The organism is Bacillus altaicus (genome assembly GCF_042136375.2).
In the GTDB taxonomy this organism is placed as follows: Bacteria; Bacillota; Bacilli; order Bacillales; family Bacillaceae_G; genus Bacillus_A; species Bacillus_A cereus_U.
In genome coordinates this window covers 3442031-3463454 of the sequence record NZ_CM143394.1, presented here as the reverse complement: position 1 = coordinate 3463454, position 21424 = coordinate 3442031, and the positions used below count along the sequence as shown (strand labels likewise).

The following is a 21424-nucleotide window of genomic DNA, read 5'->3' as shown; positions in this document are numbered from 1 at the left end:
GATGTCACCTCCTGCAATTATGTTATACGTTTATAATAAATCTAAATGAAAAGATTAGTCAAAGAAAATGGGTAAATAATGGTAGGTTTTACTAGTAGTTTTTTAATTTGTTGTTATTTTGTCCTCTATATAATAGGAATAACCGTCTACTTTTAATTTAGGTAGACGGTTATTCTATGTTATGGTTTCGAAATACTTCTAGTTAAAGTATACGTGTTCTGTTTAGCGTAGTTTGTTGTCCATAAAGCTTGGAGAAACGATAAGATGCTATATGGAATATAAAGTAGTAATAAACCAATTGTGACAACTATAGGTGCATTTTTGCCAAATTGGACGATAAATTGTAATAGTCCATTTGTATGAAAAATACATTCCATAAAAACGAATGAAAGAATAATGGAACTCAAAATAGATTTATGATTGGAAGTAAGCGCAATAAATAACGTATCAACAAGGAAAGATGAATTTTTTATTTCGTATTCATTAGTAGTATTTAAGAACGGTAGCCATTTTTTAATTGCTTGCATAACGATTATCATAGAAGTGCTACATACGATGATAAAAGAGGAGAAGAAAGGAAACTTTATGAATTTTGCGATGTAGAGAAGTGATAATAGGATTAAACATTGTAATATCACAGTGCCAAAAGAATACGGTATCCAGCGAAATAAAGAACTACACTTTTTTAATGAGTTTGGTGCTTTTAAAAATAGATGGCCAATTCCTAGACTTATAAAGAAACCGATTACAAGAGTGAATGTGAAACGAACGATCGATAAAAAATATATTTCCCATATGTAGGGGAACAGTGGTGACGAATGGCTAGAGGTATGTATTATATTCTGTGTATGTATAAGCTGATTTGCTGAGAAAAGGATAGGTTCATGCATCCAATCAATTGTTGGAATTGAAATGGAAGAAGACTGCACTAAATTATGGAAAATACTTACAAATCCAGTTAAGTAGGAATAATTATGTGTAATGAATAATGCTGGAAGAGGACTTATGACAAAAATAATCAAAACACCGGCTATAAATTTACATATATGTGAGCGCAATAAGGACATTCAATCACCTGCTCTTTGAATATTCAGAAAATTCTTATTCTTATTTTAGCTTTTTTCGGATGAAGTTACAACACATTTTTCTCGAAGTAAGTTAGAGAGAATATACTATACTGAGATTATCCCGCTTTAACGGGTAGTAGACTCCACCTCAAAATTCGGCGAATGCGTAGAAGTTAGGTGGGGAGATCAACTGCCTATAAAAGCCCGATTGGTGAAGGCTAATAATAAATGGGTGGAAAAATCCCCACTTATTAAAGTTTCACTTTAAACAAGTGTATGATTAATGAATAAATTATGACGGAAAAATGAATAATTTTCAGAAAAGTAAAATAATATATTTATTTTTTTCTGAAAATATAATATAGTTATGGCACAGAAAGTATTTTAGCATAAGGAGGCTTTTTTTATGAGGATTAAAGGGAATTATGTGCCAAAGAGGGAAGTTTTGTTTTGCTCAAGTTCAATTACGATAGGGGAAATGCTGGAGCATTTAAATAAAACGGGGTATCGTTGCGTACCAGTTTTAGATGAAAAAAAAGAGAAGTTTTTAGGGAATGTATACAAAGTAGATATTTTAGAATATAAAGGTTCACTTGAAGATAATGTATTACAATTATTGAACGATAAGAATGGGTACGTGAGAGAAGACTCTTCCTTCTTTAAAGTATTTTTTACAATTAAAAAACTACCGTATTTATCAGTAGTTGATGAAAAAGGGGTCTTCCTTGGTATTTTGACTCATAAAAAAGTTTTTGAACTATTAGAAGATGCATGGGGGGTCCATTCTAGTAAGTATTCTGTCATGATTGGAACACAAGATTATAATGGGGCCATTCAAAAATTATCGACAGTGCTAAAGAAATACACTGGTATTCAAAGTTTAATGACTTTTGATAATGATGCTTTATTAGTACGTAGAATTATGTTTACATTGGGAGAAGAGTTTGAAGATAGTGAATTAGAAACATTGCTAAAGGATTTAGAAGATCATGGATTTAGAGTTGTGTATGTTGAAGAGATGAAGAATCCACGTGAAGTTGAAACGATAGACTAAAAAGTAAAAGCCATCTTATTTTTTGATGGCTTTCACTTTTTTTGTATAAAAATATTCAAATATAATAAAGTATAAAAATCGTAAATTTTTAAAAATATTTGCGTAATAGAATAAATAAAGGAGGTATGTGTGGATAATTTTGATTTTCAAAAAATTCTATTTAAAAATATGTTTTTATTTTTCAGCCAAATATGTTACTATATGTGTGATAAAAACAAAGAGGTCTGACAACTAAACTCCACGTTATAACACTCTAACGACTTAAATTTTCAAAAAAATCAAAATTTATCTTTTAGAGTAATTAAAAGGGGAATGGAGAAATTATGGAGAAAGACATTGCTTTGTAAGGGGCATATTTTATGATTATGAACAGAGAGGAGGATGCATAGCATATTGTGAGAATAGAGAAAAACAATGAAAAAGTGCTATGCAAATGAAAGAGATGAAGGGACGATTAAGGCCAGGTGATACGCTAGCAATCGGTTTAATGTTATTTGCATTATTTTTAGGAGCAGGAAATTTAATTTTTCCGCCAGTTTTAGGTCAACAAGCAGGAGAAAATGTTTGGATTGCTACAATTGGATTCCTAGTAACGGGAGTCGGATTACCCCTATTGGCTGTCACAGCTGTGGCGTTTGTAGAGGGGGACTTGAAAGCGCTATCTTCTAGAGTTCACCCTATATTTGCGTTTGTTTTTCCACTGGTTAGTTATTTAGCAATTGGACCATTCTTTGCGATCCCGCGTACTGGAGCTGTTTCATTTGAAATGGGAATGAAGCCGTTTTTATCAGAAGCAATGGTTTCAGAATGGTACATGCTGTTCCTTTACACTATAGTTTTCTTCGGAGTAACGTGGTATTTATCATTAAATCCATCTAAATTAGTTGATTGGTTTGGAAAGTTCCTTACACCGTTGTTAGTATTAATAGTTGCTGTTATTGTCGGAAAGGCAATTATTGATCCGATTGGAACACCGGCGGAACCGTTAGCTGCTTATAAAGAAAATGCTTTCTTTGGTGGGTTTATTCAAGGGTATTTAACGATGGATGCAATTAGTGCTCTTGTATTTGGAATTGTTGTTGTACAAGTTATTCGCTCAAAAGGAATAAAAGAGAGCGGACAAATTGCAAAAATAACAGTCGTATCAGGAGTAATTGCTGTAATAGGTTTAACGTTAATATATTTATCACTTGCTTATCTAGGTTCAACAAGTACATCACTTGGTGTTTCAGAGAACGGTGGTCTTATATTAACGAATGTTGTAAATGAGTTGTATGGAACGAGTGGGAAAATTTTATTAGGACTTGTTATTACACTTGCTTGTTTAACGACTTCGGTTGGATTAGCATCTGCCTGTGCAGGGTTCTTTACAAACTTATTCCCGAAATTTTCGCATAAAACGATTGTAACAATAGTATGTGTATTTAGTTTAATTGTATCTAACTTAGGATTGACGCAATTAATCGCAGTAACTTTACCAGTGTTAATGATCATTTATCCAGTTGCAATTGTATTAATCGTGCTTTCATATTTCCATAAATGGATTGGAAAGCGCAATACAATTTATATTGGTGCAATATTAGGTGCATTGTCAATTAGTTTATTTAATGGCTTAGAAAGTGCGAACATAAAAATTGACGGGGTTTCAAATGTACTACAAATGTTACCATTATATAAAGAAGGAATAGGATGGTTAATCCCAGCATGTGTTGGCGGGGTTCTCGGTTTCTTCTTCTATAAATCAAATGAATCAAGTGAGTTACAAAAGAAAGGTGCCTAGGCGCCTTTCTTTTTTTGAAGGGGATTTTTATGTTTCGTCTAAGTAATAATTGGGAGGATTGATAAAATGGCTAGTTTTGAAGATTTTTTAACTTTGGATTTGCGTATTGGGACGGTAAGAAAGGCGGAGGAATTTAAAGAAGCGAGGGTTCCTGCAATTAAGTTAGAGATTGATTTTGGAGAGTTAGGGGTTAAGCAATCAAGTGCTCAAATTACGAAAAGATACAATCCAGAAGATTTGATCGGTCAACAAGTCGTTGCTATAGTGAATTTCCCACCAAAGCGTGTGGCAGGATTTAAATCGGAAGTGCTTGTACTTGGCGGAGTTCCTGAAGCTGACGATGTTGTTTTACTTCAGCCTAATATGGAACTACCGAATGGAACGAAAATTAGTTAGTGTGAAGGTAGGTGTTAATTTGGATATTGGACGAGAGTATTTAAAATGTGCAATTTCGAATTTCAAAGCAACACAAAACCAAGGAGAACGAGTACTTTCTCAATTATCTTATGAACAAATAATGTGGTCTTCTCATGAGGAGACAAATAGTATTGCGATTATTATTAAGCATTTACATGGTAATATGCGTTCAAGATGGACGGATTTTTTAACGTCTGATGGTGAAAAAACAGATCGTAACCGAGATGGTGAATTTGAAGGGGGCTATCGTTCTAAGGAAGAAGCCCTTGCAGCGTGGCAAGAAGGGTGGGAATACGTTTTTAAAACGATGAATACTATAATGCATGAACACTTATTAAAGACAGTATACATTCGCGGTGAAGCACTTACTGTCATACAAGCAATTGAAAGACAAATTTCTCATTATGCTTTGCATATTGGACAGATTATTTACATGGGCAAAATGTTAAAAGAAAATGAATGGGAGTGTTTAAGCATTCCTAGAGGTCAGTCTACTAGTTATTTAGAGAAAAAACGTTTAACGTAATAATAGGAAAGAAACCGATATAAGATAGGAAGCAAAAAAATAAGCCAAACGATAGATGGCTCCGTGAACATTAGAATGCTACCAGCAATAAGTCCATATATAATAAGAAAGCAACTAAAGAGTGTATTTATAGGAATAAAACGTGAGACAAATAATTGCTGATTTTTGAAACATGTGTTGTGAAATAAATAAAAGCGGAAATGCCATGTAGAGGTAATAAGATCTTTCTTTCTTGCTATTCTTTTTTTACATGTATGACAGATGAATGGTGGCTGCATTTCGTTACGCTCCATTTTTTATATTCATTAGTTTCATAATAATTTGAGACAAAATTAAGTACAAAGTGTATATACCTATATATGCTCCTGCAAGTAGAAAAAATGGATTTAGTAAAATTCCATGAATGCTTGTCATGAAAACAAGGCCCTGCATTAAAACATCATATATATTAATAGAAATAATTGTCCCGAGTACATACAGTGCTAAGTATGCGAAAATATGTAGCACAATACGAATTTTAGGATGTACAGCAAGTAAATAAAAAGTAATTGATAAAGCGATTGGTAATGCTCCTATTAGTAGCTTCAATTCATTTCACCTCATTAACAATATAGCCGGAATTTAAGCGGTCTATTCTCTAGAGCTTGTACATAACTTGAAATAGAGAGGGTGATAGTATGAATCGAGGCTTTTTTTACGTGAAATTAACAAGTGTACGCAAGTTAATTATATTTGTTATTACTACGGTATTAGCGACTTTCTTTCTTATTAGTGTAATGGTAACTTCCATGAAAGAGACAAAGTCAACGTATTTATATAATTGGTTAAATGAGTTATCAATGAATGGTTACATGTATGTTATTGGGAAAGAGAATCATTATTTTACACAGGAGTACCGGAATTTGAATCAAGACTTTTCTATTTCTTCATTCCTCTTTTCGATGGCTACGAATATTCGTTTTGATGATGTACGTAGTTTTGTCGGGAAAGAACTTCCGGGATTTGGGAAGTATGATACAGAAATCGTTATAGCAGGTGAAGGAACAAATTACTCCAACTTACCGATAGAATCGAGTGTTCCTCTTGAAGAAGTAGTGAAGGAACGGACTGGGGAAGCTGGACAAGTTCCTAAGCCTGATCCGAATAAAGAGAAGAAACAACCATCTCAAACGACGGGAAAAAGACAAGTTGCATTTATTTATCATTCACATAGCTGGGAATCTTATTTGCCGTTACTCAACTTAACGAATGATCCAAATCCAAATAAAGCAACGAGTTCTGTAACGAATATTTCAATAGTTGGCGATCGATTGCGTGAACAGTTAGAAGGCGAAGGAATCGGTGCTACTAACGATAAAACTGATGTTGGTCAAAAATTAATAAGTAAAGGATTAAATAGTAATAGTTCTTATAAACTGTCACGAGAAATTGTACAAGAAGCGATGGCTGGTAATAAAGAACTCCAATATTTTTTCGATTTGCACCGTGATAGTGCACGGAAAAATGTCACGACAAAAACAATTGGAGATAAACCATATGCAAAGCTTGCTTTTGTAATTGGGAAAGGAAATAAAAATTATGAAAAGAACTTACAATTAGCAACAGCTCTTCATGAGGAAATTAATAAGAAATATCCAGGAGTGAGCCGTGGTGTCATTCAAAAAGGATTCCAAACAGGAAATGGAGTCTATAATCAAGACTTATCAGGACAGGCGATTTTAATTGAAGTTGGTGGCGTAGATAATACAGAGGAAGAATTAAATAGATCGATTGATGTTCTTGCTAAAGCATTTGGAGGGTATTTTTGGCAAGCGGAAAAAGTGAATGGATAAAGTGGGAATTTAATTAGCCCTCATCAATCGGGATACCCGTTAATACGGGAAAAACGTAAGCGAGAAGCTTACGTTTATTTTGTTTGTTCATAATCTATAGGTAGAGAGAGATGTCACATTATAGACAAAATTCCCTATTATTATATTGATATCGAAATTTGTCTATTTATAGTTAGAAATTTAGAAAGGGATTTTCGGAATAGTGGAGAAAATCTTTTTACAAGGAAAGTTTTCAACTAACAGGATGGGTAGGAGATCAAGGTGATACGAGAGATTAGAGTAGAAGATGCAACATCGTTTTTGCAATTAAATAAGCAATTGGACGAAGAGACGAAATTTATGTTATACGAACTAGGAGAAAGAAAAACGACAGTAGATCAACAAGAAAAGATGGTCCACCGTTTTATAGAAAATGAATATGCGACAATATTTGTAGCAGTTGAAGAAGAGAGAATAGTAGGGTTTATTCTAGTTAATGGAAATAATATTCAAAGAAAGAGACATGTGGCAGGCATTGTAATTGGTATTTTGCAAGAGTATAGTGGCCGAGGTATTGGAACGAGTTTGTTTAAAGAAGTAGAGAAGTGGGCAAGATTACATGATGTATGGCGTTTAGAATTAACGGTAATGGCCCACAATACAAGAGCTCAGGCACTATATAGCAAAATTGGATTTGCACAAGAAGGTGTCAAAAAATCTGCTCTTATCATCGATGGAAAAGGTATCGATGAGTATGAAATGGCCAAATTATTAAAATAAGAGGTCGTTATATGAAAAAAAGATGGGCACTACTTGGTACCATAGCAATGATACTGATTGTTGGAGTAGCAGGAATAAATTATAAGATGTACAAGGAAAAAGAGGCGCGGGAAGTGAATGTAAACAATATATTCCCGAAAGCTAAAGAAACGATTGCTAATATGGATGGGGATATCGCAGTCATTAGTAATCCAAATTCGATGCTTGTACTTGTGAATAAAAATAGGCGTTTACCAGATGGGTATAGACCGCCAGATTTAGTTGTTCCGAAAGTACGTTACTCTAGTGAAGGTGATCAAGAAAAGAAAAAGATGAGGAAAGAGGCAGCGGTGGCACTTGAGGAAATGTTTCAGCAAGCCGATAATGAGCGGATTTTCCTTTTTGCAGTCTCTGGATTTAGATCTTTTGATAGACAAAAAGCATTAAATACGATGTATAAAAGGCAAGATGGGGAAGCAAAGACAGCGATGTCTAGTGCAGTCCCTGGAACGAGTGAGCATCAAACAGGACTAGCTATGGATATTACATCTCAATCAGCTAAGTTTCAGTTAGAAACTGTTTTTGGGGAGACGAAAGAAGGAAAGTGGCTTTCTGAAAATGCCCATAATTTTGGTTTTGTTATTCGATATACGAAAGAGAAAGAAGGGATTACCGGTTATCGTTATGAACCGTGGCATGTACGGTATGTTGGGAATCCGCAAGCTACATATTTATATGAAAACCAACTGACGATTGAAGAAGTAACGGAGTAATAAATTGAGGGGAGAGGGCTAAGATGACGATGTTATATAAGAAAAAGGTACATGCATATATTACGAGAGAAAAAGAAGGGGTTATGCAACTGCTCGTTTTTAAACATCGTGATATACGAGAGGCTGGTATCCAAGTGCCAGGTGGGACAGTAGATGACGGGGAAACGTTAGAGGCAGCAATTTTACGTGAAGTGCAAGAAGAGTCAGGACTACGCCATTTTTGTATCGAGCGCTTCCTTTCTGATTACATTATTTATATGAAAGAAAAAAAGGAATATCAAAAACGTCATTTTTTCCACATTTCATTATTAACAGATGTGAAAGATACGTGGGAACATATAGTAAGTGCTGGTGAGGAAGACAAAGGTTTGGTATTTTGTTATGAGTGGATTGATATTAACAAATGCCCTGAATTAGCAGGTAAACAAGGAGAGTTTTTACATTTGCTAGAAGAGGTATATGTAAAATAATAAAAAGGGTCTGAGGCGATATTGAATTCGGTTCAGACTCTTTTTATTTCTCTGGAAATTAAAAATTTTTAAATAGGTGAGTTGAATTCCTGTATAGGAATAGTAGTTGTTAATGCGAGGAGCGGAGAAAATGAAAAAGTAATAGATATACGTCATATATATAAGGGCTTATAAAAGGGGAATGAAAATGGAAATTCAGTTCAATACACTATTGCAAAAAGAATTAACAATTCATGATATACAAACTGCGATGGAGGATGGGAAGTTAACTTCAAAAGAATTAGTCATGTATTATCTTCATAGAATCGCAAAGTATGACCAAGATGGTCCGAAAATCAATTCTATTTTAGAAATCAATCCGGATGCTATCTTTATTGCAGAAGCGCTAGATCATGAAAGAAAGACAAAGGGTGTAAGAGGCCTATTACATGGTATACCTGTTTTACTTAAAGACAATATTGAAACGAGTGACTCAATGCATACAAGTGCAGGTACGATTGCTCTGGAACAAAATATAAGTAGTGAAGATGCATTTCTTGTTAAAAAGCTCCAAGAAGCAGGTGCAATTATACTAGGGAAAGCAAATATGACAGAGTTAGCAAACGGAATGTCTTTTGAAATGTGGGCTGGATATAGCGCTAGGGGCGGTCAAACAATAAATCCTTACGGAACAGGAAAAGATGATATGTTTGCCGGTGGATCGAGTACAGGGTCTGCCGTTGCAGTTGCTGCTAACTTTACAGTATTATCCGTTGGTACAGAAACAGATGCTTCTATTTTAAGCCCAGCTGTTCAAAACTCTGTTGTAGGTATTAAACCGACTGTTGGTTTAATTAGCCGTAGAGACATTATTCCGTTCACATATTCTCAAGATACAGCCGGTCCGTTTGCTAGAACGGTAACAGATGCTGCTATTCTACTAGGGAACTTGACGGGAGTGGATGAGGTAGATACAGCCACTCACAAAAGTGAAGGAAGGACAGAGCAGGATTATACAACTTATCTTGATATTAATGGGTTAAAAGGAGCGAAGATTGGTGTGTTTAGTAATGCACCAGAAGATTATTACGAATCTGGTGAGTATGATGAAAAATTGCTTATAGAAACGATTCAAGTGTTACGTAATGAAGGGGCGACAATAATAGGGGATATCGATATTCCATCTTTTCATAGGGAATGGAGTTGGGGAGTACCGCTTTATGAACTGAAGCATAGCTTAGATAACTATCTTTCTAAATTACCTTCCAATATTCCAGTGCATTCGATTTCAGAACTAATTGATTTTAATAATCAGATAGAAGAAAAGGCATTGAAATACGGACAAAATAAATTAGCAATCAGAAAAGATTTTCCTAATACGTTAAGAAATCCTGAATATTTAAATGCAAGATTAGAAGATATATACTTTTCACAAGAACAAGGAATTAATTTTGCATTAAAAAAATACGATATTGATGCGATAATGTTCCCTTCATATATAGGCTCTACAATATGTGCAAAAGCTGGTTACCCATCTATAGCAATACCAGCCGGATATATGAAAAGCGGGAGACCTTTTGGGATTACTCTTGCAAGTACTGCTTTTAGTGAAGGAACTTTAATTAAGTTGGCATATGCTTTTGAACAAGCGAAAAAACATAGAAAGATTCCGAACTTATCATGAATAGAGAATACAAAAGGACAGGTGAACCCTGTCCTTTTTGCTCTATAGATTAAAATGAAATATCTTTCTTCTCTGTCTTCTGATATTTTAATAAGCTAAAAGATAAACAAGCAGAATATAAAATAAGAAAAGAAGCGATAATATAAATAGTGCGAACACCGAAAATGTCAGTAATTGTAGCTGATTTAGTTGTGATATAGATGTGAGTGGTAATAATCATTATATACACAATTTCAGCGAGAGTAATGCATATTTTGGAGCCAAAATAGTAAGTTAGTGAAAGTTTCGGCAATAAGAATACCACTTTTAAATCAATAATGTTTTTAAAATTATAATCTGAAAAAATTTTTTTGAAAGAATTAAATTTTTTGTCATTTTTTGAAAGGAATTTTCATGTATAATGAAGAATATATTAATATAGTATTTTATTAATGCTTGTTGTAACAGCGAATACATATAATAGCTTGTAGCAAACGCCCCCTCTATGAGAAAGGGCGGATAAACCATTCTTTTCTTCATATACATATAGAAAATGAGAAAGAAAGTGAGGGTTGCATATGGCTGGATGGGTGATTTGGTTTATAATAGCGGGTATTTTATTTATTGCAGAAATGTTGTCGATTACGTTTTACATGCTTTGGCTTGGAATTGGAGCTGTTGTCGGAGGTCTTATTGCTTTGTTTGCTCCTGATGCACTATTTTTACAAGTTGTTGTTGGGGCGATTGTAAGTTTAACATTGACTTTCTTTACGAAAAGAATTTCAAAAAACTTTCGAGAAGCAAAAGGTTTTACTGATACAGTAGATAAACTGGTTGGTAAAAATGGAATTGTTATGCAAACGATTACAAGTGAAGTGAACGGTATTGTGAAAGTGGATGGAGATACTTGGACAGCTATTTCGGATACTCCTATTGATGCTGGAGAAAAAGTCGTTGTTATAAAGAGGCATAGTACTATTTTACAAGTGAAAAAGGAGAGTGAATAAATATGGTAGTAGCATTAACGTTAACGATTATTTTCGCATTGATTGTCGTTGTATTTATTGCATTGACGATTAAAATTATTTCTCAGCAAAAAGTTGGGGTTGTTGAAAGGTTTGGTAAATTTCAACGGATTATGCACCCAGGATTAAATATTTTAATCCCAATTGTAGATCGTGTTCGTGTATATCACGATTTACGTATTCAACAAACGAATGTACCACCGCAAAAGGTAATTACGAAAGATAATGTACAAGTAGAAATTGATACAATTATTTTCTATCAAATTGTTGAACCAGAGCTTGCGACATATGGTATTTCAAACTATGAATATGGTGTTCGTAATATTACATCTGCAACAATGCGTCAAATTATTGGTAAAATGGAGCTTGATGAAACATTATCAGGCCGTGAAAAAATTTCAACAGAAATTCGTTTAGCACTTGATGAAGCGACAGAAAAATGGGGCGTTCGTATTGAGCGTGTCGAAATAGTCGATATTAACCCACCAAAAGATGTGCAAGTATCAATGGAAAAACAAATGAAAGCAGAACGTAATAAACGTGCGATCATTTTAGAAGCTGAAGCAGCAAAACAAGATAAAGTCCTTCGTGCTGAAGGGGAAAAACAAAGTAAAATTTTAATGGCTGAAGGGGATAAAGAAGCGCGTATTCGAGAAGCTGAAGGTTTAAAAGAAGCAAAAGAATTAGAAGCGCACGGGGAAGCAAGAGCGATTGAGGAAATTGCAAAAGCAGAACAAAACCGAATTGAATTACTTCGCGCAGCAGATTTAGATGAGCGCGTACTTGCTTATAAATCATTTGAATCATTGATTGAGGTTGCAAAAGGGCCAGCAAATAAAGTCTTTATTCCGTCTAATGCAATTGAAACACTTGGTACTCTTGGTGCGATTGGAGAAATTTTCAAAGAGAAACAAGCGAAGAAATTACCTTCGTCAGATACAGAAAAATAACTATAAGAGTGAGGAAGAGAAATGGGATGCCATTTCTCTTTTTTGTGCGTATATTACGAAAGGCTTGTACATATCCATGTATAAAGAAGGTGATACAGTGAGAAAGTATGCAACTCGTATACATGGGAAAAAACTAGCTTCGTTACTCTTTTTATATGCACTAATAGTAATTATTATTGCGTCGATTTTGACGTCACTTTTACATACAATGAAATCGAATTATGCGAATCAATGGTTTGGAAAAGTATCTATGCAAGGTTTTGTTCAAATGATAGAAAGTGAGAATCGCTATTATGGATTTGATTATTTTAAGCAAAATAAACGAGAATCAGTTGGGAATTTAATGTTCTCTATTGCGACAGATTTGAAAATAAAAGATTTAAGAACATTTGTCGGGAAAGAAGTACCTGGTATGTCAAAGTATTACTCGAATATTATCGTAGCTGGGGAAGGGACAAACTTTACGAATATCCCAAATGAATCTAGTGTACCGATTGAAGAAATAACGAAAGAGCGAGAAGTAGCAAAAGATAAAGTTACAGAAGCGGAAAAGAAAAATCCAGTGCAGAAAAAGAACGGAACGAAAAAAGGAGAAAGCGCAGTATACATTTATCATACACATAGCTGGGAATCCTTCTTTCCGTTATTACCAGGGGCTACCGATCCATCAAGTCCGGATGTAAATGTATCCTTACTAGGGAAACGTATGAAAGAACAACTTGAAGGACAAGGAATTCCGGTAATTCATGATAAAACGAATATGGGGGATTTATTAGCAAGTAAAAAATGGAAATGGCCGCAATCATATAAAGCGTCTCATGGATATGTAAAAGAAACATTAGCACAAAATAATAAAATTGCGTTTCCGATTGATATACACCGTGATGATCAGCGGAAGAAGGTAACAACAAAAGTAATTAACGGGAAATCGTATGCAAGATTATATTTTATAATTGGGATGGAAAATGAAGGGCTTGCTGAAAATGAAAAAATTGCAAGGGCAATCAATAGTTATTTAGATGAAAACTATTACGGATTAAGTAGAGGGATTTTTCCGAAGTATAAAAAAGATGGAAATGGCGTTTATAACCAAGATTTATCTAAAAATGCGATGTTAATTGAAGTTGGTGGTGTTGATAATACGTTAGATGAATTATATAACACAATTGATGTGTTAACGGAAGCGTTTAGTAAGTATTATTGGAATGATGCAGAGAAAGTGAATGGGTGAGGAACGGGAAATCGTTCCTTTTTTATTTTTGAAATCCTAAAATATGATATAATAGAATTTTGTGAATTTTAAACAAGGAGTGGGATAGACATGCAAATACTACTAATACGTCATGGTAAATCGGAAGCTGATATTTTAAATGTACATGAAGGTCGAGCTGACTTTGAATTAACAGAAAAGGGAAGACAGCAAGTACAAAGACTTGTACAGAAAGTGAAAGCAGACTTTCCACCAGATTTCATTTGGGCAAGCACATTAAAACGTGCTCGAGAAACTGGTGAAACATTAGCAGAAGAAATCGGATGCCAAATTCAACTAGAAGAGGAATTAATGGAGTTCAATAATGGAGTGCAAGCAGGTTTATCATTTGAAGAAGCGAAAAAATATCCAGAGCCAAAGTTTCTTCATGATCGGTTTGAAAACGGGGAATCATTTATTGAATTTAGAATGAGAATAGAAGGAATCTTTTCTAAAATCGTGACAGAAAATACATATGAACGGATTGCAATTGTTGCACACGGTGGTGTAATAACTAGTATTTTTCGAGCGTTTTTCCAAATGCCAATTTCAATGGACTATTATTTTAAAATGGGAGATACGGGAATTAGTTTGATTGAAATTGAGGGTGCACAAAAAACGGTACATTTCATAAATGATACGAATCATTTGGACGGGATGTAAGGACCTGTGTACAAAGTTGTATTTTTTGATGTTGACGGTACCCTTTTAAGTGAGATTGATAGAAGTATGCACGAAAGTACAAGAGAAGCGATACAAAGGTTAATAGATAAAGGGATTCACGTAGTTGTTACAACCGGGAGACCATATAGCTTATGTTCACAATTTAAAGAGCTGGGCATAAATACGTTTATTTCTGCAAATGGTGCACATATAAAATGTGCTGATGAAGTTATACATAAATCGGTACTTTCAATTGAAATTGTTCATGACATTTCAAATTTCGCTGAATTACATGGTCACAGTGTTTCTTATTTTACAGAAGAATTTGTAATGAATGGTATTGCCTCAAAAGACGAACGTGTAATACGAGCATTAAATGAAACGTTAAATTTAGAGCGGTATCCTGACAAAGTTAGAAACTTGTCGGAAGAGATTTATTGTGTATGTCTGTATGCTGATGAAACAGAAGCTCAAAAATTCTTTGAAAGATATCCAGCACTTACGTTTGAACGTTTTCATGGTTACGTTATGAATGTGTTGGAAGATAATAAAGTATCGAAGCTAACTGCAATTCAAAAGGTATTGGAACATCTGAAAATTTGTAAATCAGAAGCAATTGCTTTTGGTGACGGTGGAAATGATGTTGAGATGTTACAGTATGTAGGACTGGGAATTGCGATGGGGAATGGCGGAGAAGAGTTAAAAACAAGAGCAGATTTCGTTACAAAGAAATCAAGTGAAGGTGGTGTTTCTTTTGCTTTAAAAGAGTTTGGGATTATTTGAAAAAATAATTAGTCAGCTTAAAAAAATCCTGTTTTAATAACAGGATTTTTTTGTCTCACAATATTCTTGCAATAAAAGGAAGAATGTGAGTATAATGAAAAGTAGTTAGGTAAGCTAATTAATTGAAGGGAAAGGAGAGTGAAGATGAATGGATTCAAGAAAAGATTCTCTTCCTTTAGGGATTGAGCCTTATGTAGAGTTAATAAAAAAGACAGCATCAGCGGATACGGATCCAATCGCAGCAAAACTTGGTTTGTTAATGTTATGGACGTCTGATAATGTTCTTGATGCTGTTGACGTAGATTTAGCTCCGCTTGGTATTTCGGAAAGTAAATTAGATTTTTTACTGTTATTTATTCTGCGTGAAATGGAAGCGAATGGGGAAGAAGTGAACATGAGTCCTTCGGATATTGCGAGCCGATTAGGGATTACACGTGCTTCTGTCACTGGCTTATTAGATTGGATGGAGAAACGAGAGTTAATCGTAAGATTCCATCATTCTGAAGATCGAAGAAGATTAAAGGTGAAAATTACTCCAAAAGGAAAAGAGCTAGTTACGCATTCTTTACCAACTTTTTGGTCATCTTGCGCTTCGTTAGTTGATGACTTTAATCAAGAAGAGCGTCAAGTTTTAGAGAAGCTATTAAATAAAATGCAAGTAACTATGCAGAAGAAATTAGGGGAAGGCAGATAAAAAAGTTGATTATGAGAGTCAACTTTTTTATTTAAACATATAATTAGGTTACCTTATTATATGTTTAGCTAATTTGATCAAGGTGGTGATGTGTCTTTTAACGTAAACAAATTAAGTGAGTATTGAAGGAATGTCATTTTGAGTAATTTGCTTCAGATGTTTTAAACCGATGGGAAAAATCATTGTAAGGGGGAGATTTTATGATGGAAATATCAAAAGAAGTAAATAGTGAAAGGAATTATGCAGTAATGACAGCGGTGTTATGTTGGGCAGGTATGGTAGTTATGTCCAGCCTATATGTGACGATTCCTTTAAATGCTCTATTTTCAGACCTTTTTAAGGTTTCATTAGCGCAATCTGCGGCTACAGGCAGTATATTTTCTGTAGGCTTTGCTATAGGTTGTTTGTTATTTGGGGCAATCTCTGATAAATATGGGCGGAAGAAAGTGATTTTTATCGGATTACTTGCGCTGTCGATTGTTTCTTTTTTATTAGGGTTTGTTGATAGTTTATTTTGGCTTGTTATTCTTCGAGGATTACAGGGTATAGCAGCAGCTACATTTTCTCCAGTAGCGTTAGCTTACGTTGTAGAAATGTTTCCAGTAGAAAAAAAGGTTACAACAATAGGATTTGTTAGTACCGGTTTTTTAGTAGCTGGAATTGCAGGGCAAGTAATAAGTACTGCTGTTAGTCAGCATTTTGGATGGCATATGGTGTTCTTTCTTCTTAGCATTGTCTATATCATTACTGCTGTATGGATCCATTATTTTCTTCCGAAAGGGGAAACGTCTCAGTCCTATACTGATATTTTGGGACCCATTAAACAGATGGGTAAAGTCTTTACACATAAAAGTTTAGTATTGAGCTATATGATTGCTTTTGTTTTATTAATGGCTTTTGTTAATATGTATACTGTTTTAGGGAATTATTTGAGCTCTCCTACTTACAATTTAACTCCAGAACAAATTCTTTATTTTCGCTTAGCAGGGCTATTTGGTATGTTGCTGTCACCACTTACGGGTCGTTTAACAAAGAGGTTCGAAGTAAGGCAAGTTCTTCAGGGCGGATTGTTGTTCTCTATTTTTAGTCTAAGTTCAATGGGCTTTATTTCGAACCTGCCGCTACTTGTAATGATGAGCGTCTGTTTTGTAATAGGTATTGCTATATCCGTTCCGTCTTTAGTTTCTCTTGTCGGCCAATTAGGAGGGAAATCAAGGGGAATAGCAGTTTCTATTTATACTTTCATTTTATTTTTAGGAACTAGTATAGGACCTATTATTTCTATTTATCTTATGAAAATAGGGGACTATGCTCAGACGTTTATTTTATTAGGATTGATACTCTTTATTGGTTTTGTTTCCACTCTTTTTATTCGAATAAAGGAATGCAAGGATCTTTAATATGCTCAACTAATAAAATATGAATTTGCCCGCGATGATGATAAAAATGTGCAACGATTTCAAGCAACCATTCGAATCGAGAGTAAGAAATACCCCAATAAGCAGTCATAATTTCCGCTAATTCTTCATTGGAATAGGATAAAAAAGTTTTAGAAAGTAAATCGTACCCTTGTATCATCGTTTGTTGCATTTGAGTAATTGTTTCTGGTGTTTGTTCTATATAAAAGGTATGTAATTCTTTTTCTGTAATACCATTTAATATGAGTAAATCAGCATGGCAAATAAGGGAAAGATGTGTACACATTTCAAATAATGACCGCTTTGATTCAATTGGTTGTATTTTCAAATCACTTTCAGTATATTGGTTCAGTATTTGAATGGAAGTATCGATAGCAATTTTAACTTGATTCAATGCAGATGGAACAAACATTGTAATTATTTTCGCCTCCGTATATAATAGTTTCTTAAGGGTATTATATCGTACTCAAAATTCCGAAAATTCTAGTAGTTTGACTAGCATAGTGAAAAGTATTATATTGTAAAAGGTCATATGAAACGTGAAATAGAATGGAATGTAATTATTGAGTTAGGAGTTAGACCAATGAGCTTGAAATATGGAAGAGATACAATTGTTGAAGTTGACTTAAATGCTGTAAAACATAATGTAAAAGAATTTAAAAAACGTGTGAATGATGAAAATATTGCAATGATGGCTGCTGTAAAAGCGAATGGGTATGGTCATGGGGCAGTTGAAGTTGCGAAATCGGCTATTGAAGCAGGAATAAACCAACTTGCAGTAGCATTTGTAGATGAAGCAATTGAATTAAGAGAAGCTGGAATCACTATACCTATTTTAATTTTAGGATATACACCAGTAGCAGCTGTAGAAGATGTAATTCAATATGACGTTATGATGACTGTTTATAGAGTAGAAGATTTACATGGTATAGATGAAGTTGCAAACCATCTTCAAAAGAAAGTGCGAATTCATGTGAAAATTGATACAGGAATGAGCCGTATTGGTTTACAGGAAGAAGAAGTTAAACCGTTTTTTGAAGAGTTAAAACGTATGCGATATGTAGAAGTAGTAGGGATGTTTACACATTACTCTACCGCTGATGAAATAGATAAAACTTATACAAATATGCAAACAAGTTTGTTTGAGAAAGCTGTAAATACAGCGGAAGAATTAGGAATTCATTTTCCATATATTCATAGTTCAAACAGTGCAGGATCAATGGAACTTAGTAACACATTTCAAAATATGGTTCGTGTCGGTATTGGAATTTACGGTATGTATCCTTCAAGAGAAGTGGATCATACAGTTGTTTGCTTACAGCCAGCGTTGTCTTTAAAATCAAAAGTAGCTCATGTTAAACATGCGAAGAAAAATCGTGGTGTTAGCTATGGAAATACGTATGTAACAACGGGTGAAGAATGGATTGCAACTGTACCAATTGGTTATGCTGATGGTTATAATCGTCAGTTATCTAATAAAGGGCATGCATTAATTAATGGAGTTAGAGTACCTGTTATTGGTCGTGTTTGTATGGATCAGCTTATGCTAGATGTTACAAATGCAATGCCAGTACAAGTAGGAGACGAAGTTGTATTCTACGGCAAACAAGGTGAAGAAGAGATTGCAGTAGAAGAAATAGCTGATATGTTAGGTACAATTAACTATGAAGTTACATGTATGTTAGACAGAAGAATTCCACGTGTTTATAAAGAAAATGATGAAACGACTGCGGTTGTAAATATATTAAGAAAAAACTGAATCGATATGATTCAGTTTTTTTATTTTTGACAAATGAAAAATGTTCTATTTATACCGTGTAGTTGAATGTTTTTAAATCCTACAGATTCCAACGAAGAAATTATTTCTTCATTGGAGTAACAAGCTTCCTCAAAAGAAAAGTCACTTCTTTTCCAACTATCATCTATGTCATGTTTAAATAGTATGAAGTTCATTTCCGCTCTGTTACTTTCACTATCATACGTGGAATCAATGGTACAAACATATTCTCGTTCTGAAATATGAAACGAAGCACTCCAGTTTTCAAGAAATCCTTTTTCTGTATTCATATCAAATGCGAATGTACCTCCATCATATAATGCCGAATAAACATGATGAAAAGCGTCTTTTAGCTCGTTTAATTTCATAATGTGATTTAAGCTATCACCGGCTGAGATGACGTAGTGGAATTGCTCATTTATATTGAAATAGCGAGCATCATCGACGATGAAGGTTGCATCTGGCGCATTTTGACGTGCGTGTTCGATCATTTGAGCAGAACCATCTATACCAGTTACTATAAAATTATTATCAATTAGTTTCCTAGTAAGATGACCAGCCCCGCAGCAAAGGTCTAATATACGGGAGTGGGAAGCGGCATCTTGTAAAATGAATTTATGATAGGCTGGATAGGAGTGTTCTGCAAAATGTCCCCAATGCTTATTATAGATGTCTGCAAAAATATCATAATCAGAATAAATTAGTTTTTTAGACATATGTATTCTGCTCAAGATTCATTAAATTATAATAGTCATGCTTCGTTTTAATTTCAAAACCACATTGTGTATAGAGTTTTAAAGCATTGTTATTTTTCGTTTCGACGTCTAATTTAATTGTTGAAACTCCTTCTGTAATAAGTGTATGTACCATATAACTAAGAATATCTTTACCATATCCTTTACCTTGATAAGAAGGATGAACTGCGAATCCTGATAGTGTAGTAGATTGCTCTTGCTCAGTAACGGTAATCGTTCCAATTGCTTTTTCATTAATAAAAGCAATGTAAACTTGATGAGAAGGTGACTTCATCATTTTTTGTAGCCATGTGGACGTATTTGTTGCCGAATCTCCAAAAGCTTTACTAGCGATTTCTATAAGGTCAGGAAGTAATTCAGAAGATGCAACGGTAAGGTTAATATTATTTTTCATTGTTTTTTGTACTTCGTTTATTTTGCAATCCATACCGTACTCACTATATACATAAGGCAAGTTTATTTGTTTTGCAAATGATTTCCCTGAAATAGAGTCACCATTAACTATAAGAAGCGCTTCATCTGCTTCTCTTTTTTGTATTTCTTTCATTGCGGTTTGTAAAAGAGTAGTGCCTATATGTTGTTTCCTATAGTCCGGATGAACAAACCCTATTAACTCCAGTTTTGTTGGTCTCTCAAAGTCGTACATACTTAATGCACCGATTAATTGAGTATCATCATAAAATAGAAAATCATTTACCACTTCTTTATTACGGGCAGTTAAAAATTTGACATGCAAATCTGACGAGTAATCAATTTTATCGTGTTGCCCGCAAACATGAGCTAAATCTTTCAGCTGTTGTATTTCATTTTCAACTAAAAAGTTCTTTTTCTGAATATCCATTTCATAATCCCTCTCAATCATATTTAAAAATAGGATGGGTGACATAACCACTTTTCTAATTCCACACTACCTTGAACAGATAATAATTGATATAAGTATCGATAAGGCTGTCTACATTCTTCAAGACGAGGAATAGGCATAATAGTCTCATAACCTTTTTTAAAGGTATGTGCTTCTTTTTCTGTAAGTACATATTCTAATCCAATAAAATCAAACTCTCGTGGGGCAATTGCATAAGCTTCGGTATCTACTAAACCAGTAATAGATTCTCCATCTGATAAAAACTGAGTAGGATCCATATCAATTAAAACAAGTGTAGATTCCTTCGGTGACGGCAAGGAAGAGAGCTGTGACTCAAAAGTATGAAATGCGTTATGTATACTCATATTATCGGAATAAAACATATTTACAAGGTTCTTGCTTACTTTTAAAATGTGAGATTTAAATTCTTCTAGTGGAACTTGGAAAGCACCAGAAGGGTTTCCTGTGAAATTAGCTTTAAATGAATGAATCTCTGCTAGTCCTTTTCCAAGGATGAATAAAATAGAATCAGGTTGTCCGAAAAATGATTGCAGCGTACTTCCGGTTAGTTTTTCGACGATAACATACTCTCGTCCATTTAAAACATGTTTTTGCAAAATAGTCGGGATGGGTAAGGTAGTATGCTTTTTCAATAATGCGTGTATTGTTTCTAAATGATGTACATTCCTTGGATCAATTCCAAAAAGGTTTTTGCATCCCCACCAAAAATCATTGTTTGGCTCTTCAGTCATTTTTGAAGAGCGAACAATAACTTCTTCAGCTTCTGTTTTAACAAGAAATACGTCGCTTGCATGGTCTTCATACCCTGGATGTAGTGCTTGAACAGATAGGATAGGTGAAGTGAAGAGTTGTTGTAGCATAAAACCCCTCATTTTTCTGTGAATTCTATAAATTGATTATATAACAGATTATGTACTACGTGGATAAT

24 protein-coding genes and 1 pseudogene are annotated in these 21424 nt (G+C 34.3%); 17 read left to right on the top strand and 8 right to left on the bottom strand.

Going from position 1 to position 21424, the window contains the following annotated elements:
- Window positions 1-179: 179 nt before the first annotated feature.
- Window positions 180-1067 (bottom strand): hypothetical protein, encoded by an 888-nt coding sequence (locus ACE38F_RS17975; protein WP_215556105.1) that lies wholly within the window; start codon window positions 1065-1067, stop codon window positions 180-182.
- Between the two features lie 406 nt (window positions 1068-1473).
- Here ACE38F_RS17975 and cbpA point away from each other — a divergent pair, with 406 nt between their 5' ends.
- From cbpA to ACE38F_RS17955, 4 genes are all read left to right on the top strand, one after another.
- A complete protein-coding gene (gene cbpA / locus ACE38F_RS17970) occupies window positions 1474-2121 on the top strand; it encodes a cyclic di-AMP binding protein CbpA (RefSeq protein WP_002031550.1) in 648 nt (215 codons plus the stop codon).
- A gap of 442 nt (window positions 2122-2563) precedes the next feature.
- Window positions 2564-3901: a branched-chain amino acid transport system II carrier protein BrnQ4 gene (gene brnQ4, locus ACE38F_RS17965; protein ID WP_445979252.1), complete on the top strand. Its 1338-nt coding sequence runs from the start codon at window positions 2564-2566 to the stop codon at window positions 3899-3901.
- A gap of 66 nt (window positions 3902-3967) precedes the next feature.
- The gene (gene csaA, locus ACE38F_RS17960; protein ID WP_078182131.1) at window positions 3968-4297 is read left to right on the top strand and encodes a chaperone CsaA; all 330 of its coding nucleotides are present in this window, start codon (window positions 3968-3970) and stop codon (window positions 4295-4297) included.
- Window positions 4278-4844, top strand: coding sequence for a DUF1572 domain-containing protein (locus ACE38F_RS17955; protein ID WP_375370700.1), 567 nt, complete (start codon window positions 4278-4280; stop codon window positions 4842-4844). Before csaA ends, ACE38F_RS17955 begins: the two co-directional genes overlap by 20 nt.
- Here ACE38F_RS17955 and ACE38F_RS17950 read toward each other — a convergent pair.
- Both ACE38F_RS17950 and ACE38F_RS17945 read right to left on the bottom strand, forming a co-directional pair.
- Window positions 4817-5122, bottom strand: coding sequence for a permease (locus tag ACE38F_RS17950; RefSeq protein WP_375370749.1), 306 nt, complete (start codon window positions 5120-5122; stop codon window positions 4817-4819). The two genes, ACE38F_RS17955 and ACE38F_RS17950, sit on opposite strands and share 28 nt — an antisense overlap.
- Before the next feature lie 4 nt (window positions 5123-5126).
- Window positions 5127-5432 carry a hypothetical protein gene (locus tag ACE38F_RS17945; protein ID WP_375370701.1) on the bottom strand — a complete coding sequence of 102 codons (306 nt, stop codon included), beginning with the start codon at window positions 5430-5432 and terminating at the stop codon, window positions 5127-5129.
- 89 nt (window positions 5433-5521) lie between these two features.
- Between ACE38F_RS17945 and spoIIP (ACE38F_RS17940) the strand changes: the two genes are divergently transcribed.
- The 5 genes from spoIIP (ACE38F_RS17940) to ACE38F_RS17920 all read left to right on the top strand — a co-directional run bounded on the left by spoIIP (ACE38F_RS17940) (window position 5522) and on the right by ACE38F_RS17920 (window position 10320).
- Complete coding sequence (gene spoIIP / locus ACE38F_RS17940; protein WP_375370702.1) at window positions 5522-6676, top strand: stage II sporulation protein SpoIIP; 1155 nt, start codon at window positions 5522-5524, stop codon at window positions 6674-6676.
- A gap of 261 nt (window positions 6677-6937) precedes the next feature.
- A complete protein-coding gene (locus ACE38F_RS17935) occupies window positions 6938-7435 on the top strand; it encodes a GNAT family N-acetyltransferase (protein ID WP_215556111.1) in 498 nt (165 codons plus the stop codon).
- Between the two features lie 11 nt (window positions 7436-7446).
- On the top strand, window positions 7447-8187 hold the full coding sequence (locus tag ACE38F_RS17930) for a M15 family metallopeptidase (RefSeq protein WP_215556112.1): 741 nt from the start codon (window positions 7447-7449) through the stop codon (window positions 8185-8187).
- A 23-nt stretch (window positions 8188-8210) separates the two neighbouring features.
- Window positions 8211-8657, top strand: coding sequence for an NUDIX hydrolase (locus ACE38F_RS17925; RefSeq protein WP_375370703.1), 447 nt, complete (start codon window positions 8211-8213; stop codon window positions 8655-8657).
- Window positions 8658-8844: 187 nt separating this feature from the next.
- Window positions 8845-10320: an amidase family protein gene (locus ACE38F_RS17920; RefSeq protein WP_375370704.1), complete on the top strand. Its 1476-nt coding sequence runs from the start codon at window positions 8845-8847 to the stop codon at window positions 10318-10320.
- Window positions 10321-10408: 88 nt separating this feature from the next.
- Here the strand turns inward: ACE38F_RS17920 and ACE38F_RS17915 are convergent.
- Window positions 10409-10612 (bottom strand): annotated as a pseudogene (locus ACE38F_RS17915) (MFS transporter); the annotation flags it as partial.
- Between the two features lie 265 nt (window positions 10613-10877).
- On the opposite strand from ACE38F_RS17915, the gene ACE38F_RS17910 reads away from it, so the two are divergent.
- The 7 genes from ACE38F_RS17910 (at window position 10878) to ACE38F_RS17880 (ending at window position 17063) form a co-directional block, all read left to right on the top strand.
- Window positions 10878-11306, top strand: a complete 429-nt coding sequence (locus ACE38F_RS17910; RefSeq protein WP_341306985.1) for an NfeD family protein — start codon at window positions 10878-10880, stop codon at window positions 11304-11306.
- 2 nt (window positions 11307-11308) lie between these two features.
- Window positions 11309-12274, top strand: a complete 966-nt coding sequence (locus ACE38F_RS17905; RefSeq protein WP_375370705.1) for an SPFH domain-containing protein — start codon at window positions 11309-11311, stop codon at window positions 12272-12274.
- Between the two features lie 97 nt (window positions 12275-12371).
- Window positions 12372-13505 carry a stage II sporulation protein P gene (gene spoIIP / locus ACE38F_RS17900; RefSeq protein ID WP_375370706.1) on the top strand — a complete coding sequence of 378 codons (1134 nt, stop codon included), beginning with the start codon at window positions 12372-12374 and terminating at the stop codon, window positions 13503-13505.
- Window positions 13506-13595: 90 nt separating this feature from the next.
- The gene (locus ACE38F_RS17895; RefSeq protein ID WP_375370707.1) at window positions 13596-14186 is read left to right on the top strand and encodes a histidine phosphatase family protein; all 591 of its coding nucleotides are present in this window, start codon (window positions 13596-13598) and stop codon (window positions 14184-14186) included.
- 6 nt (window positions 14187-14192) lie between these two features.
- Window positions 14193-14969, top strand: coding sequence for a Cof-type HAD-IIB family hydrolase (locus tag ACE38F_RS17890; RefSeq protein ID WP_375370708.1), 777 nt, complete (start codon window positions 14193-14195; stop codon window positions 14967-14969).
- 148 nt (window positions 14970-15117) lie between these two features.
- Window positions 15118-15663, top strand: a complete 546-nt coding sequence (locus tag ACE38F_RS17885; protein ID WP_215556120.1) for a MarR family winged helix-turn-helix transcriptional regulator — start codon at window positions 15118-15120, stop codon at window positions 15661-15663.
- A 203-nt stretch (window positions 15664-15866) separates the two neighbouring features.
- The gene (locus ACE38F_RS17880) at window positions 15867-17063 is read left to right on the top strand and encodes an MFS transporter (protein WP_375370750.1); all 1197 of its coding nucleotides are present in this window, start codon (window positions 15867-15869) and stop codon (window positions 17061-17063) included.
- Here the strand turns inward: ACE38F_RS17880 and ACE38F_RS17875 are convergent.
- On the bottom strand, window positions 17032-17493 hold the full coding sequence (locus ACE38F_RS17875) for a DinB family protein (protein ID WP_016104636.1): 462 nt from the start codon (window positions 17491-17493) through the stop codon (window positions 17032-17034). The two genes, ACE38F_RS17880 and ACE38F_RS17875, sit on opposite strands and share 32 nt — an antisense overlap.
- 171 nt (window positions 17494-17664) lie before the next feature.
- Here ACE38F_RS17875 and alr point away from each other — a divergent pair, with 171 nt between their 5' ends.
- Window positions 17665-18840, top strand: a complete 1176-nt coding sequence (gene alr, locus ACE38F_RS17870) for an alanine racemase (RefSeq protein WP_375370709.1) — start codon at window positions 17665-17667, stop codon at window positions 18838-18840.
- A gap of 20 nt (window positions 18841-18860) precedes the next feature.
- Here the strand turns inward: alr and ACE38F_RS17865 are convergent, their stop codons facing one another.
- Genes ACE38F_RS17865 through ACE38F_RS17855 form a run of 3 tightly spaced genes read right to left on the bottom strand, consistent with a single transcriptional unit; the run spans window position 18861 to window position 21356 of the window.
- A complete protein-coding gene (locus tag ACE38F_RS17865) occupies window positions 18861-19574 on the bottom strand; it encodes a class I SAM-dependent methyltransferase (protein ID WP_375370710.1) in 714 nt (237 codons plus the stop codon).
- Window positions 19567-20454: a GNAT family N-acetyltransferase gene (locus tag ACE38F_RS17860; protein WP_375370711.1), complete on the bottom strand. Its 888-nt coding sequence runs from the start codon at window positions 20452-20454 to the stop codon at window positions 19567-19569. The genes ACE38F_RS17865 and ACE38F_RS17860 overlap by 8 nt, the downstream gene beginning before the upstream one ends.
- Before the next feature lie 23 nt (window positions 20455-20477).
- Window positions 20478-21356, bottom strand: coding sequence for a nitrate reductase (locus tag ACE38F_RS17855; protein ID WP_375370712.1), 879 nt, complete (start codon window positions 21354-21356; stop codon window positions 20478-20480).
- Between the last annotated feature and the right edge of the window lie 68 nt (window positions 21357-21424).